At 38.7% G+C, this 15,804-nt stretch carries 15 protein-coding genes; 4 read left to right on the plus strand and 11 right to left on the minus strand.

The annotated features are described in order from the left end of the window. Positions 1-165 precede the first annotated feature (165 nt). The 3 genes from RCG24_RS11230 to RCG24_RS11240 all read right to left on the minus strand — a co-directional run bounded on the left by RCG24_RS11230 (position 166) and on the right by RCG24_RS11240 (position 3,036). A complete protein-coding gene (locus tag RCG24_RS11230; RefSeq protein WP_308076966.1) occupies positions 166-441 on the minus strand; it encodes a hypothetical protein in 276 nt (91 codons plus the stop codon). Positions 442-564: 123 nt separating this feature from the next. Beyond that, positions 565-2,100 (minus strand): hypothetical protein, encoded by a 1,536-nt coding sequence (locus RCG24_RS11235; protein WP_308076967.1) that lies wholly within the window; start codon positions 2,098-2,100, stop codon positions 565-567. Positions 2,101-2,559: 459 nt separating this feature from the next. Next, positions 2,560-3,036, minus strand: a complete 477-nt coding sequence (locus tag RCG24_RS11240) for a hypothetical protein (protein WP_202655010.1) — start codon at positions 3,034-3,036, stop codon at positions 2,560-2,562. 468 nt (positions 3,037-3,504) lie between these two features. Here RCG24_RS11240 and RCG24_RS11245 point away from each other — a divergent pair, with 468 nt between their 5' ends. After that, complete coding sequence (locus RCG24_RS11245; protein WP_308076968.1) at positions 3,505-4,338, plus strand: hypothetical protein; 834 nt, start codon at positions 3,505-3,507, stop codon at positions 4,336-4,338. A 12-nt stretch (positions 4,339-4,350) separates the two neighbouring features. Next, positions 4,351-4,497 carry a hypothetical protein gene (locus RCG24_RS11250; protein WP_202655008.1) on the plus strand — a complete coding sequence of 49 codons (147 nt, stop codon included), beginning with the start codon at positions 4,351-4,353 and terminating at the stop codon, positions 4,495-4,497. A 46-nt stretch (positions 4,498-4,543) separates the two neighbouring features. Here the strand turns inward: RCG24_RS11250 and RCG24_RS11255 are convergent, their stop codons facing one another. After that, complete coding sequence (locus RCG24_RS11255) at positions 4,544-5,506, minus strand: S8 family peptidase (RefSeq protein ID WP_202655007.1); 963 nt, start codon at positions 5,504-5,506, stop codon at positions 4,544-4,546. A 576-nt stretch (positions 5,507-6,082) separates the two neighbouring features. Then, positions 6,083-6,718, minus strand: coding sequence for a 50S ribosomal protein L25/general stress protein Ctc (locus RCG24_RS11260; protein ID WP_308076969.1), 636 nt, complete (start codon positions 6,716-6,718; stop codon positions 6,083-6,085). Positions 6,719-7,032: 314 nt separating this feature from the next. On the opposite strand from RCG24_RS11260, the gene RCG24_RS11265 reads away from it, so the two are divergent. Then, entirely contained in the window at positions 7,033-7,659 is a 627-nt protein-coding gene (locus RCG24_RS11265) for a spore coat protein (RefSeq protein ID WP_202655005.1), read from the plus strand. Positions 7,660-7,813: 154 nt separating this feature from the next. Here the strand turns inward: RCG24_RS11265 and RCG24_RS11270 are convergent, their stop codons facing one another. The 3 genes from RCG24_RS11270 to RCG24_RS11280 all read right to left on the minus strand — a co-directional run bounded on the left by RCG24_RS11270 (position 7,814) and on the right by RCG24_RS11280 (position 10,950). Then, positions 7,814-8,500, minus strand: a complete 687-nt coding sequence (locus RCG24_RS11270) for an LrgB family protein (protein WP_308076970.1) — start codon at positions 8,498-8,500, stop codon at positions 7,814-7,816. Then, positions 8,478-8,885 (minus strand): CidA/LrgA family protein, encoded by a 408-nt coding sequence (locus RCG24_RS11275; RefSeq protein WP_202655003.1) that lies wholly within the window; start codon positions 8,883-8,885, stop codon positions 8,478-8,480. The genes RCG24_RS11270 and RCG24_RS11275 overlap by 23 nt, the downstream gene beginning before the upstream one ends. 151 nt (positions 8,886-9,036) lie before the next feature. Then, the gene (locus RCG24_RS11280) at positions 9,037-10,950 is read right to left on the minus strand and encodes an HD domain-containing phosphohydrolase (protein WP_308076971.1); all 1,914 of its coding nucleotides are present in this window, start codon (positions 10,948-10,950) and stop codon (positions 9,037-9,039) included. Between the two features lie 403 nt (positions 10,951-11,353). On the opposite strand from RCG24_RS11280, the gene RCG24_RS11285 reads away from it, so the two are divergent. Then, positions 11,354-11,926 (plus strand): GGDEF domain-containing protein, encoded by a 573-nt coding sequence (locus RCG24_RS11285; RefSeq protein WP_308076972.1) that lies wholly within the window; start codon positions 11,354-11,356, stop codon positions 11,924-11,926. Between the two features lie 246 nt (positions 11,927-12,172). Here RCG24_RS11285 and RCG24_RS11290 read toward each other — a convergent pair whose 3' ends face one another. The 3 genes from RCG24_RS11290 to RCG24_RS11300 form a co-directional block, all read right to left on the minus strand. Further along, positions 12,173-12,733: a sugar O-acetyltransferase gene (locus RCG24_RS11290; RefSeq protein ID WP_202655000.1), complete on the minus strand. Its 561-nt coding sequence runs from the start codon at positions 12,731-12,733 to the stop codon at positions 12,173-12,175. Between the two features lie 391 nt (positions 12,734-13,124). Further along, on the minus strand, positions 13,125-14,651 hold the full coding sequence (gene opuFB / locus RCG24_RS11295) for an osmoprotectant update ABC transporter permease/substrate-binding subunit OpuFB (protein ID WP_308076973.1): 1,527 nt from the start codon (positions 14,649-14,651) through the stop codon (positions 13,125-13,127). Next, positions 14,644-15,594, minus strand: coding sequence for an ABC transporter ATP-binding protein (locus tag RCG24_RS11300; protein ID WP_308076974.1), 951 nt, complete (start codon positions 15,592-15,594; stop codon positions 14,644-14,646). The genes opuFB and RCG24_RS11300 overlap by 8 nt, the downstream gene beginning before the upstream one ends. Positions 15,595-15,804 lie beyond the last annotated feature (210 nt).

Consider the following 15,804-nt stretch of genomic DNA (forward strand, 5'->3'; position numbering starts at 1 on the left):
TATAAAAAAAATAATAAGAAGAACTCCCCCTGATTACCGAATCACAAGGTTTAGGTTCATTCCACCATTTCCCTTTAGTAATTTGTATGCAGATGTCCATTTTATTAAAAAAATAAAAGACCTCGGAACTAAGAGGTCGATTTCAAGTTCAATGCTATTAATTATTTAACATATTGTCGTTTCGCCTTTTAGCATTTTGCCATTTTCATCATCAATATAGTCCGTTCCGTTCTCACAGTTTTCTTTATTTTGCCATTTAACAATATACTTATTACCTTTATGACTAACTGATTTTATTTCAACTTTACCAATGTGTTTAGTGTGGCTTTCTAGCACAATTGATTTTGCCTGTTCTTCCGAAATTTTTGGCTTCGATAAATGATTACAACCGTTCATTACCAAAATCAAGGATAGACACACTATTGAAACTATTTTCTGCAAATATTCTCCCCTCCATATTCATTTAGACGTAATGTTATTTAAAAAGTAGTCCAATTTGGAGTATGAATTGTGATTTTGTACTCCAAACTGAACTACTTAGCTTTTCTCCAGCGTTAACTTTCCTTACTTTGCTTTACCCGTGAAAAATAATTTAGGCCCTCCCGCGATGATTGGTTCATTTCCTTTACCAGTAATCACAATTTTTCCGCCCGCTGGTACTGTGAAGGTGGAAGTCCACCCATTATCAATCTCGAATTTCTTCACATCACCGGATTGATAGTAGACCACATAATCATATTTTCCCTTACTTGAAACAACAATCTTTACATCAATATCCATTTTACTAATATTGGATAATTCATAACTTTTCCCTTTTTCAATGGTATATCTCGTAAAAGCTGCTGAGCTGCTTGCTTTGCTCGTAAATAAGGCTTTCGGGCCTCCTACAATGATCGGTTCATTAGCAATGCTCGTAATCACGATTTTTCCGCCCGCAGGCACGGTAACCGTGGAAGAGTAGGATACATGCAACCTATTTTTGTATTGATCCACTTCTCCATATTGATCGTACACGACATAATCATATCTTGTTTTGTCTGAGCCATTGATTTTGACAGGGCCTTCTATTTTACTAGTATTCGTCAACACATACGTTTTTCCTTTGGAAATCATGGCTCTTGTTAGAGCCGTCGAACTGCTTTTTTTGCCCGTAAATAAGGCTTTCGGGCCTCCCGCTATGATCGGCTCGTTGGCAATGCTCGTAATCACGATTTTTCCACCGGCGGGCACGGTAACCATGGAAGAGTAAGATTCATTCAACTTAGTTTTGTATTGATCCACTTCCCCATATTGATCGTACACGACATAATCATACCTTGTTTTACTTGAGCCATTGATCTTGACAGGACCTTCTATTTTACTAGTATTCGTCAACACAAACGTGTTTCCTTTGGAAATCGTGGCTCTTGTTAGAGCCGCCGAGCTGCTTTTTTTGCCCGTAAATAAGGCTTTCGGGCCTCCTGCTATGATCGGCTCGTTGGCGATGTTCGTGATCACGATTTTTCCACCGGCGGGCACGGTAACCATGGAAGAGTATGATTCATTCAACTTAGTTTTGTATTGATCCGCTTCTCCATATTGATTGTACACAACATAATCATATCTTGTTTTGTCTGAGCCCTTGATTCTAACAGGTGCATCTATCTTGCTTCGATTCGAAAATTGATAGGTTTTCCCTTTAGAAACCGTGGATCTGGTAAAGGCTGCTGAACTGCTTGCTTTACCTTTGAATAAAGATTTAGGACCACCTGCTTTGATAGATTCTTTCCCCTGATTGGTGATGATCACCTTACCGCCAGACGGAACTGTGATGTATGAGTATCCCCAATCATGTAACAGGCTGCTGTATACTTCTCCATACTTATCGTAGACGACAAAATCATATCTTGCTTTGCTCGTTCCAGTAATCTTAACTTGACCGGTCTTTTTACTTACATTCGAAAACTGATAGCTTTTTCCTTTGGAAATTGTTTTAGATATTGTGCTGCTGCTTTTTGTATACCCCTCTTTATTAATAGCGGCATATCCTTTATTAGAAGAAAAAGCTAAACTCACAAGCATGACAATTAGCAAAATAGAAAACTTTTGAATCCTTTTCATTGCTACCTTCATCCCCTAATGATATTTCCCATTGGCTAACCTATAACCGTTAATAATAAGAATATAGCTTAGTCTCATCCGCCCTCCTACTAGCAACTGTAAAATTTTATATAACAAGACAATTCCTAGTAATTATACTATTTTGCTATCTACATATCCATAATATTAACAAAATACCCACAAACCTCCTATATGTGTTTTCAATACTTAAGAATTTTTCACTATAATCATTACAATAATTAACAAATGACACGACCTGAAAATAACATGGTTGTCCCTGGTTATACAAAATTAATAATCCGCTAGGTCAACATTGCTCAGACTGGCCACGACTAATAAATGGGTCTGATTGGGTTAACCTTTAACGGCTTTTACGTCCCTGTAATTTTTCAGCTTCCTATTGCTTGTTGCGAACTTATAACCTGACTTTCTGCGGCCAAAAGTTTTTCTCAAAAATAATCAAACTTGCTTGATCGCTTTTAAATGCTGGACATGTATACCTATATGTCCTATACCAATTATGATCGCTGATGCAATCAGCCAGACAACTTTACCATAAATGCCTAACAGTAAAAAAGCGATAACCGGCAAACTCGCACCAGGCACAGGAATCCCCCAAAAACTGCGATAAAAGTTTGCTTCCGTATGATCATTTATAAAATAGCGAATCCAACTAATCTCATAAACAATCATCAATAAAAACGATGCAATCAACCAGAAACTCCACGGAGAAAAGGCCGTAATGTTAAAATCTTTAAAAATCAGGATGCTGCAAGTACAGCAAACTTGTCCAACACGTTCAAACACTAATAATATTTTATTTTCGTGGCTGCTATCATAATCTATCGGCTTATTCTTACTCCAAATGATATTCGGAATCCATAACATCAATAAATAGATCAGACCTACATATGAAAATCCTAAATGTCCTAACATATTAGTCCCTCCTTGAAAAAATGACATGCTTACATGAATAGTCATTTCACAAACCATTAAGCAGCATCTTCATTCCCTCCCATCGTGTATCAGAGTGATATATATGTCAAGAAAAAATGGAAGTAGTTGAAAACAATAAAAACCTAACAAAATTATTCTGGATGCACTGGCGCCACTTTTTATGCATAATCTGTTCTAACCTGGAGATATAAACAATAATATAGCCATTGGGAAGGAGCTGCTTTGATGATACAGACTAGCATTAAACATCTTTTGGAAATTGACATGCACGTAACCATTTCAAGTGAGAAGGAAGGTATCCTTAAAAATGGAACCAAGGTATTCAGAACTACAATTAAACGGACTCGACCCATTATTCCTGGTAAAAAATAACTAATTATTCTGCCATGCCTTGTAAACAAAACTTTATTTTTGTAAAATTAAGCCAAATAGGGAGGCGATGCTTATTTGGCTTGGAAAGATAAATTCAAACAATTTGGCATACCGGGTTTTATACTGTTTGTTATCATCTCTTTATTTTCCCTTTATTTAATCACCAATGACTCTGAACTTTTGAGAGATCTCCACGTAAAGATGTCCAAGTTTGTTACTTCCGGCTTTTTTCAATACCAAGAACAAAAAAGTCCTATTTTACAAGCATTACAATTTATTCTATTAATTTTGATTTATGGTTTATTTCTTTTGGGTTTGGTAAATGCTGTTTTAATGATTAAGAAGGTGATTTTGAAACCAACTCCTTCCGTTTCCCCACATAATGATTTTGAATCATACTTAGAGCTTGAAGACAAGTTAGGAGATGTGTTAACTGCATTTGAGCAACAATCTTCTGTTAGAGTAATAGACGAAAAAATGACCATCTTTATGCTGCGAAATCATGAAGAAATCAAGAAAATATTCGGCCTCCCTGAACGTCTTATCGAATTTGTCTGGTACTTCCAAGGAAAAAACAATGATGTTGAATTAGTATATTTAAAAACACCTTTAGACATCGAAGGTGCGGCCAAATTAATAAACTCTGCGCTGGACATGCCATATGTCCGGGTACAAGAGCCTTCTGTCAACAGCCGAATGGAATTACGGGAAAGTCCCATTAAGCAGTTCATATCCGTCCGCAATTACGGTACTTTAAAGCTGGGACTTGCCGTATTTATTCTCAAAGAAAACATATTTACAAAAGAAAAATTAAAGGATTTTATCTACTGTACATCGAAAATCATTTTATTAGGCACAAATAACCGATTTTTACGACATTTTAAAAGGAAAAAGAATAATGGAATTTAGGAGACGGCTTTTATGGCGAGAACAGTCAAGGCAAACACGATTGGTTCCTCGACGATCAAACGAAATGGCGCAGTTGTGAAAGGAACAAAAGGTAACCGGATTGCGAATCTGAGCAATCTTAAGGAGAATGTAAGATTATCGAGGAAACAAAATGCCTAATCGAAGAAACAGCACTTAAAGGGTGCTGTTTCTTTGTTCATGGAACCTACAATTCCACTATTTCAGGAGTGAATTGCTTAGCAAAAAGTTCTGACAAGTGCTCCGGGACAGTTAAGAAAATTAATCCATTGCCTTCAAGTTTTGGTGAATTTCCTAATGGGACAGTCCGTTTAATTAATTGGGCATAGAGTTCGGGTTCTGTCAAATTCCGTTCAAAGCTGGAGTTGGCCAGTACTTTTATCAGCGCCATGGCTCCGGAAACATGAGGCGTTGCCATGGAGGTTCCGCTTAATGTTGCATAGGTTCCATTTAAATAGGTGGATAGAATTTTTTCACCAGGAGCCACTAAGTCAACTTCATTATTTGAATTGGAAAACCTGGATGAGTTCCTATTTAAGTCAACCGCCCCAACACTGATCACTTCATTATATGAGCCGGGATATGCAAATTCATCCGTTGAATCATTGCCATCCCCCTCATTACCTGCTGCACAAACGACCAGAATATTATGTTGAACCGCTGTTTGAATCGCTTTATGCAATTCAGGGACATCTACCGGACCGCCAAGCGACATCGAAATAATATCAGCCTTTTGCTCAATGGCATAGTTAATTCCATTAATAATCCATTCGTATTGACCGGAACCTTTTTTATCCAACACCTTAATGATCAGTAATTTTGCCTCCGGCGCAACCCCTACAACACCGTTATTGTTTTGAATCGCTGCAATCGTGCCTGCAACATGGGTGCCGTGGCCATTGTAATCCTTGTAAACATCAGGGTCTCCATTATCATCGTTCGTAAAATTTCTCCCGCCGATAATCTGATCTTTTAAGTCGGGATGAGTCAAATCACAGCCGGTGTCTAAAATGGCAACTGTGATTCCTTTTCCTTTTGTTTTCTCCCAAATTTTTGGAGCCTGAATCATTCCAATCCCCTTTGGCACTTCATTGACCGTGTCGAATTGCTCCACTACTTGATACGGAATCAAACCTACCTTTTGCTCCATTTATTTCCCTCCTATTGGATATATTTGAAGTAGGCCAAGGATGTTACAAGTAGTTTAACAATTCTGATTAATACTTAACAGTTACTTTTGCAGTGTTTTTATTCCTTTATTATTGTCGATTACATTAGTAAGTACTGGGATGATGGTGAACCGAAAGTGTACTCATAAGCAGGACTCACCGTTTACCCGTCATTTTTCTGATTTTACCCGTCAAAATTGGAATTTTACCCGCCGATTTTGGAACTTTACCCGTCGGTTTTGACCGTTTACCCGTCGGTTTTCAAAATTTACCCGTCAACTACAATTTATCTGAGAATTTATCAGAAAATTTATCTGTCTTTTCGAATCTCTTCTACAATCAATAGAAAAAGAGCCGAATCGCGAGCAATTATTTGGGTATATCGACGCGACGCCTGTCATTTCAATTTTCCCCATTTGTGACGATACAAAAAGAACCCAGATCGAAATTGAAATCGATCGGGTTCTTTTTGTAAAAAAACACCATTTTACACAAGAGTGTAGCATTTAAATAAGCAGCGCCGCGACTCTCCGAAACGGATCCGCTGTATTTATGGGTTATGCCCCTTGAGTTACCAAGGTTTTTTGTCCTGCATCTGAGGCTGCACTGCTTTGTTCATCGTTGGAACTATCATCCTGTACAAAACCAGAATCAATAATTGTAGCAATTACTTCATCGTCCTCATGCTTAATCGTGATATTATGATATTTATTTCTAATTGCACCTATATTAATGGTATGTCCAATCTCCAGATCAGAAATATCCACTTCAATAGCTTCGGGAATCTCATTTGGTTTCGCGGTAACATTAATTTCATGAAGAGATTGTTGTAGAACCCCTCCATGTTCTACCCCTTTTGCATTTCCTGTTAACTCAACATAGACCTTCGCGTGAATTTCAGAAGACATGTCGACATGAAGAAAGTCCAAATGAAGAACATCATGACTAATCGGGTTCCATTGAAAATCTTCAAGGACCACATTCCTTGGTTTGCCACCAATTTCAAGGGAGATAATCCCGTTTCTTCCATGATCCCTAATGAGTTTGAGGAAATCCTGATTTTTCACAACAATTGCCTTGCTGTTTTCATGTTTCCCATAGACCACTGCCGGGATCTTTCCTTCCTTTCTTAATTTGGTCAAAACGGATCTTCTAAATTCTTTGCGCTCCTCTGCCACTAATCTATTATTCATGGCGTTTCACCTTCCGATAAGTAAGAATTTTAGACATAGGTATAAAATTTCTTAATATTATAGGAATGTCTAAGGGAAAAAGGAAAAATATGCTTTTCCATTATTATTTTAATATAGAATTCAAAATTCGACAAATATTTTGACTGTAGGATGCATCATAGTTCAACAGCAAAGCCTGTTCGCTATAATTTCCCCGTTTATTTCCATGAATTCAGCAACACAATTCAGCAACAGATTATCCCTAAAATGGTGTATTTTTTTGTTTCATATCGAACAATATATGGAATGAAATATAAATTTTGGAGGGAAGCAGAATGAAACTAGCGGCACATGAATTGCATGATTTAAATGAACTGACGATGAGCTGTGTAAATTCAATCACTAATATGGCCTACATGCTCCAACATGTTCAGGATTCGGAATTTAAAAAAATTCTCGAAAGACATTTACCTCTTCATGTAAGGGACTATAATATGAAAGTTGAATTTTTAAATAAAATGGAGGGGGCTAAAAAGGAATTACCACTGTTAAGCGAAAACAGACAGGTTTCCGACCAAACCTTGCAAATGATTTCTCCTGCTCCCGCTGTTCAGCCTAGAACCATGGTAGAAAATATGAATGACCGCGAAATGGCCACAGCCTATCTATTAACGTTGAAAAGAGCCGGTCGAGAATATGCGTGGGCCGCGATGGAGATGGTCAATCCGGAGATTCGCTCATTCTGCCAAACCGCCTTTATGATGAGTTGTTCTCATGCGTATGACATGTGGCAATATATGGCTTCCAAAGGGTATTATCCTGTTGAAAATGCAGCCCCAGCGGATATTGCCAAAATTGGCGCCATGTATCAGGTTATTCCGGAAAACTCCGATCAAATTCAACAGTATATGGCCCACTACCAGAATCCTACGGTCGGAAACAGCGACCAGCTTTATCAATAATTTTTCAAGAAGATGGATGTCCCCTTTGAATCCTGCAAGAATCTCCGGCATCCGTCTTCTTTTTTTGTAATGTTACACCGATGCCACAAACCAGTTGGCTTTCGACCAATGCGGTGTAGTCATTGTCAGTTAAATACCATTCTACGAACACATTTTAAAAGTGGATGAGAGGATAAATCCACGGGAGAATGATTGAAGTAATAATTGCTGCTGCCCCCATCGCCAGACTTGAAACGGCTCCTTGAACGGGACCTTCCATCATAATTTGACTGGTGCCAATCCCGTGCGATACAGTACCAATACCAAGACCGCGTGAAAAGGGGTCGGTAATTTTTACTAATGATAAAATGATGGGGCCCAGCACTGCCCCAAAAATACCTGCGGTAATAACAAAGGCTGCTGCCAGCGGCGGGTTCCCGCCAATAAGAACAGCCGCTTCAATTGCCACAGGTGTAGTGACGGCTTTCACCGCAGACGTCGCTTGAAAACGGTCAGATAATCCTAATGCTTTTGTAAGCCAAACAGCCGAAGTAATCGTTGAGATTGTACCGATCATTAGTCCCCAGACAGCAGGTTTGAGCTTATCCTTAATGATTTTTTGATTTTTATACATTGGAACCGCAAGAGCAACAGTAGCAGGTCCCAGCATAAAGGTCATCCAATCTTTTGCAGGTGTATATTGGTTATAGCTGATGCCCAATGAGCTAAGAATCACGATTATGACTGCAGTGGCGGTTAATATCGGCGTGGTAAATGGGGATGGGAACCGTTTTGCCAGTTTGATTGCAGCTATATACACGATGAGCGTTATAAAAATACTAGGCAGAGTGAGACTGTCCATGATAAGTCTTATCCCTCCCGGTTGAATTCTCTTGCTTCTTTGTCAAATATTGAGTTGTTCCCGCTGTTATCACCAAGCCAATGATCGTACTGAATCCAATCATTAGCAGCAATTGTAATCCGTGGGTTTTAATTAATTCTCCATAGTTCATTAGGCCGACAGCAATCGGGATGAAGAAAAATCCTAAGTGCTTATTTAAAAAGGCTGCTCCCTTCTCAATAAACCTTACCTGAATCACTTTGCAGGTTAACATGATATATAAAATAATGATCCCCAATACACTTGATGGAATAGGGATATGGAAGGTCTCAACAATATATTTTGAAAATGCATAAATAAGCCAAATAAAAAAAAGCTGGCCTAAGAATAAAAAGCCATTTTTCACAAGATGACATTCCTTTCCTTTTCTTCATTATGATAATACTTTACCAAGGTCCAGCAAATTTGAAAAGAAAAAAGTCCCTATCAGCGGGCCCAAAAAACTAGACCGTCTCCAAAAACGGAAACGGTCATATTCCCTTTACAAAAATTTAAAATTACTGAACTTCTGTTGAAGTCGTTATTTGATAAGGAGTGATAAATTCATCCCACATCGAAAGGAATACATCAATTAAATTCGGGTCAAAATGTTCACCTTTTCCTTCTATTAATATCGTTTTCACTTTTTCCGGAGGGAAAGGATCTTTATAGGCTCTTTTGGTTAACAATGCATCAAAGACATCTACTATGGCGACGGTTCTTCCTTCAAGCGGTATTTCCTCACCCTTCAATTGATTGGGGTATCCTGTTCCATTCCATTTTTCATGATGCGTATTAGCAATCCGTGAAGCCATTTGAATAACAGGCAAATCCAGTTTTGACAGAATTTTATGGCCAATCTCCGAATGGGTTTTCATTGATTCCCTTTCTTCATGTGTTAATTTTCCTGGTTTATTTAAAATCGCATCAGGAATTCCTACTTTACCAATATCATGGAATCTTGCAGCAAGTTCTATGTTATGGATAAACTGTTGATCACAACCGGATATTTGCGCTAATTTTCTGGCCAGCATTCCAATCCTTTCCACATGTTTACCAGTATCATCGTCTCTTAATTCTGCCAGCTCTAACAAACTTTCAATTGTATCAAAAATGACTTTTGTTTCATCGGTAATATTCTGGCTTACTAGCAGCCGGTGACTTAATTCAGCAATGGCTGGCTGCGGTAGCTGCCATGTTTTAAAGTATTGCGAAATATTGTCATTTTCTTTCGAAGTAATAAAGGACTCGCCGCTATCATGGCGAACCGGGCATCCTGTACAGGGGAGAACCCGATTATATAAAAGTTCATAGCAGCGTTTTCCTAAAATGGCATCATTCTTAACTCCTTGTGACTCTAATAATCGCTTGGCATTGTCATCAACCCAAGTGACAATCCCAAAATCCAAAATATCAATTTCATAGCCGAAAATATTTAGAAAGCTATAAGTTTCCAGCGACTTATATGGCATTAACAGTTCTCTCACGACTGCTAACGTAAATCTGATTAAACGCTCAAATGAACCTAAGAACGTGATAACTTCTTTTTCATATTGAGAATCCCTCTTTAAAAATGTCTCACGGACTGCTTCATTAAAAAGATCAATGATAAAAGTCAACTCTTGCTCTGAAATATTCTTTTGATTAATTTTCTTTACCCAATCTCGAATAACCCGATAAAACGAGATCTCATCCCTGTATACTTTCTCCTGGAAAAATTGTGTAAGATAATTTTTTAGATATTCAGTTTCGCTAAGAACATCTTTGGATTTCCAGGGAATATGGGCCGCTCGCTGAAAAAGACCCTGATAGAACTTTTTCATAATTTCTTCCAAGCGATAAGTTAATTTACCATTAAAAGTATCTAAAATATCAAAATCTTGGTCAATTAACCCGGCTTTATTCTGTAAATGTTTAAATTCATACCGTAAAGGAAACAGTGCTTTATCCATTTCAATTTTTGTATAGGCAGTAACGACAATTTGGACATCGAAATTGAGCAGCGATTCGATTGCATTCATTAATTCAGAAGCCTCTTTAATAGGCATTGATTTGACCAGAAAATCTAATACTATTTGGCAGTATAAACGGTGTACAGAAATAAACCATTGTAAATCCAATCCAATTCTTGAGTGAACACTGCCGACTTTATAGCGATTTTTAATATAGGCGTCATTGATAATTGGACAGAAAACTTGCGTTAAATAAATCCGTTGGGTCTCCTTCAGTTGCTCTAATGTAGAAGAGTAATCAATAATTTTTTTTAGATGATCGACCCGATAAATTTGTTCATAAAGCTCATCTACTATCGGACCCACTAACGGCAATAATATATCCTTATGCTGGTGAATTAGTTCTAGTGATGATTCAGTAACACCGGTTAGCGACAATAGTGATAACCGTTCGGGATCATTAATTAAAATATAAGCCATCTGTGAACACTTCCTCTAAATGTTGGGATAATAACTGACAGACTAACTTTCCCTGAAAATATCACGGTTCTGTTGGATTTTGAGATTGGAAGAAAGGTATGGTTCATGACTTTTGCTGAGGAACTGCTTGATTCTAGTATTGGGTGATTGGTTAGCCTTTTCAGTTTCTTTCGTCGTTTAAGAAATATTGATAGTGAATAAAACTTTTAAAACAAATAATGGTTCTATTAGAATATTTTAAAACAATCAATATGAAAATTAAATGAAAATCCGCCATTTTTCCCCAAAAAAATAGGAAATATACTAATACATACGAGGTATTGCCATTACATCGAATAAGGAAATGGGCTTATTTACACCTGGATTCATTCAGACAATCTTTTTTTTATCCTTATATTTAGTGATGATTCTTGGGAATACAGGATTTATCTTAATCCTGAAGGAGAGGGCAAATGAGGAACTCATTTATATGGCATACTATGATGAATTAACCCAAACGTTAAATCGAAGAACGTTTATTTCAAGAGCTGAACAAATTATTGCTCAATGTATAAAGAATCAAGAGCACCTGTCCTTTATTCTATATGATATCGACCATTTTAAGAATTTCAATGATACCTATGGTCATGATGCCGGAGATCGAATACTACAGGACCTTACACAGCGAATCCGCCAGTTTCTCGGTTCTACAAATCTTATTGGCAGATATGGCGGTGATGAGTTTGCTCTCCTTCTGTACGGAATGGACAAAAATGAAACTGAAAAGTATTTAGAACAAATTATGGGGCTTGTTGCGGAAGCAGATATACCCGGTGTTTCCGAAAAGTATACCATTAGCATGGGGGTCATCAACCTTATCCCCAATAAACATACAGAACTAGACAGTCTTTATGCTTTTTCAGATAAAGCACTCTATCAAGCCAAACATAACCAAAGAAACTGCATATGCTTTGGTGAGATTATGGTAGAACAGTAGTAGAAAAAGCAGGGACTGTTCTTTTTGATCATACGATGTGTCATTAAAAAGGATCTTACAAATTGATTTACATCTTATGTATGATCCTTTTTTCAATAACTGGCTTGGTGATTCTTTTCTGATTCAATTCTAGAAATTTTTTAGAAATACAACTATTTCAATTTATTAGCTCACCAAATTTTCCCAGCAAACATTGAATAGCACTTTATACGAATTGAGAAGAACCTCATAGTAGATATGACTTCCCTATTCCTCAATCCATTTAATGATTTTTGCAGGGTTTCCTCCCACTACCACATTATCTGGCACGTCTTTGGTAACGACGGCACCTGAAGCAATGACAACATTGTCGCCTATTGTAACACCAGGATTGATGATGGCACTGCCGCCAATCCATACATTGTTTCCAATGGTAATCGGTTTCGCGTACTCTCTTCCTTCGTTCCGTTCAACAGGCTTGAGCGGGTGAGTTGCTGTGTAGATCTGTACGCCAGGTCCCAGCATACAATTATCCCCAAATCGCACTTCACAAACATCTAAGATGGTACAGTCGAAGTTCGCAAAAAAGTTTTCACCCACGTGTGTGTTATAACCATAATCAAATCGTATATTGGGCTCCATATACACGTTTTCCCCAGTGGAGCCGAGGAATTCCTTTAATAATTGAGTCCTCCTTTCTGCTTCAGATTCGAAAGTTTGGTTATATATTCTAACCTGCCGTCTTACTGCCTCGCGTTCCTTTGATAACTCTGGGTCAGCAGGGTTGTACATTTCCCCAGCCAACATTTTCTCTTTTTCAGTTTTCATTTTTATCATTTCTCCTAAATATGAATGTGTCGAAAAAATGTATTCCTATATGCTATGACATTACTTGCTTCGAATACTTGTCTAATTATTTCATTTGTATGTTTTGTCCACCCGACAGAAGCATAGACTTCTCTTATTTCATCAAGATTTGCATTGGAGAAATCACTATGAATTTTTAAATTCAAATATATCCCCTCTTTCCAACAATGCCTTCTCTCACATAGGTGTTAACCCTAGCTTATTAGAAATATGGATTATTTACAATGCTATTAGTCATAAGTGACCCAAAATACCCAGCACAAAACTTCGGAACCGCCTGTTCTTGTCTATTTAACAGGTTCATTGAAGCAAGTAGACCTCTAGGATGATGTGCATCAAGCTGGGCTTTCGACTATTTCTTTTCCTTCCATAATCCTGCTTTGATTAAAAAATTCCTAGCGACAGTCTTGGCACTTTTCCCTTGAACAGCTACTTCATAGTTCATTTTCCGCATTTCACTGTCTGTGATTTTACCTGACAGTTTATTTAATGTAGGGACAATGTCCGGATACTTGTCTATAGTTTCCTGCCTTAATAACGGAGCTCCCTGATATGGCGGGAAGAAATGCTGATCATCTTCCAGAACTTTCAAATGATATTTTTGCAATTCGCCATCAGTGGAATAAGCATCCATTAGATTAATATTGCCTGCTTTCATTGCAGTATATCGGACAGAAGACTCCATCGTCACAAGCGAGTGAAAGTGTAGCCGATATTTTTTGGACAAGCCTGGATAACCGTCAGACCGGTCTGTGAACTCCCGGGTAAAACCTGCTTTCACATCGGACTGGACATTCGCCAAATCCGATATTTTTTCAAGGTGATAGGTTCGGGCCAAGCTTTCCGGCACCGCCAATGCATAGGTGTTATTGTATTGCATCGGTTTTAGCATGACCATATGGAATTTCTTTGACATCCCGCTCTTCGCCTGGTCATACACTTCCCTGTTATCAGTACTTATCAGTTCTTCCTTCAAAAATTCAGTGATCGCTGTTCCCGAGAATTCCGGATAAATATCAATATCTTTTGATTTAAGCGCATTAAAGACAAAAGAAGTACTGCCGAGCCCTGACTTTAATTCCACTTTCAAGTCAGTATTTTCTTCAATCAGCAGCTTATACATATTGATCAGGATTTCCGGTTCGGATCCCAGTTTGCCGGCAATGACAAGTTTCTGTTGTCCGGCCGGATGAATAAAGCTGGAACCGATTATCAGCAAAATAATAATCGAAAAAGTTGAAGCGGCAATCATAACATTTTTAAATGAAACTTTTTCAAGCTGCCGGAGTAGGACATCAAGAAGAATCGCCAATAATGCCGCCGGGACAGCACCAAGAAAAATAAGGGTATAATCATTACGGTCGATCCCCAGCAGAATGATATCCCCCAAACCGCCTGCACCAATCAGAGCGGCGATGGTCGCCGTCCCGACAATTAAAATCGTCGCCGTTCTTATCCCCGCCATAATGACAGGCATGGCTAAAGGAAGTTCCACTTTTAAAAGTCTTTTTCTTCGATTCATTCCCATTGCATCTGCCGCTTCCAACAATGCAGGGTCCACTTCTTTGATCCCGGTATAAGTATTCCGTAAGAGCGGGAGCAAGGCATATGCCACCAAGGCAATAACGGCAGGTAACGTTCCAATTCCAAATAAAGGAATTAACAGTCCAAGCAAGGCTAAAGATGGAATCGTTTGTAAAACTGCCGTAATTCCGATAATCATCTCGGCCACTTTTCGCTTGCGTGTCAAATAAATGCCCAATGGAATGGCTATGATGATAGCGATAAAGAGGGCAATCAAGGAAATCTGAATATGTTCCCACAGAGCATTGAGGAGCTGTCCTTTTCTAAATGAAAAAACGGCTATTAAATTATTCATGCAATCGCCCTCCCTGTTTTACATATTGGGCCATTTTGCGGAGCAAGTTTGAACGGTGAATGACGCCGATGACGTTGCCGTTTTTTTCTACAGCGATCACCTCAGCTGCCGCCATCCGTTCAAGCAGCTCATTCAACGGCATGGTATAGGGAACGGGCTGTTGATCGTTCACGCTGGCATCTTCAACAGGTGTAATAACATCATGCCAATCCAGATTCATTTCTTGCATTCCGACGAATTCGCGAACAAACTCATTCTCGGGATTGGTTAAAAGTTCTGAAGGTGTTCCGATTTGCACCACTTGTCCTTCCCTCATCAGGCAAACCCGATCACCAAGTTTCATTGCTTCCTTCATGTCATGGGTGACAAATACAATCGTCTTCTTGATGGTACGTTGAATGTCCAACAGATCATCCTGTAGCTTTTCACGGCTGAAGGGGTCAAGAGCACTGAACGGTTCGTCCATTAACAGAATCTCCGGGTCTGCCGCTAATGCCCGGATAACCCCAACCCGTTGCTGCTGCCCGCCGGAAAGTTCCCCTGGTTTCCTACTGCGGTATGTTGCTGGATCAAGCCCGACCATATGTAAGAGTTCATCCACCCGCGCTGCCATTTTTTCCTTGCTCCATTTTTTCATTTCCGGCACGACCGCAATATTTTCGGCAATCGTCATGTGTGGGAAAAGGGCGATCTGTTGCAGGACATACCCGATCTCCCAGCGAAGTTCATGAATGTCATAATCACTGATTGGTTTTCCATTGATTGAGACCGTTCCGCTAGATACACCAATCAGCCTGTTGATCATTTTTAATGTCGTTGTTTTTCCGCAGCCACTCGGACCGATGAGGATAAAGAACTCTCCATCCTTGATCTCGAGATTCAATGATTTTACAGCAGTAGTCCCGTCTGCATATTGTTTCGTTACTTTTTCAAATCGAATCATTTCATTTACCCCTTGTAATGGCGATTCAGGCAGCCTTCCAAATCTCCTGTTTTTTCACATTGTCACTATTTAAACATGTAATTCATTCGATCAAAGTATATTATACCAAAAAGAGAAAATGGATATAGTATTCGATAAGGATCTCAAATAGCGGTTTCGATGTTACCATTTGATGCGGGTAATGCTTTTTTACAATCCATTTTAAACTTT

Source organism: Neobacillus sp. OS1-32 (genome assembly GCF_030915425.1).
GTDB classification, from domain to species: domain Bacteria; phylum Bacillota; class Bacilli; order Bacillales; family Cytobacillaceae; genus Neobacillus; species Neobacillus paridis.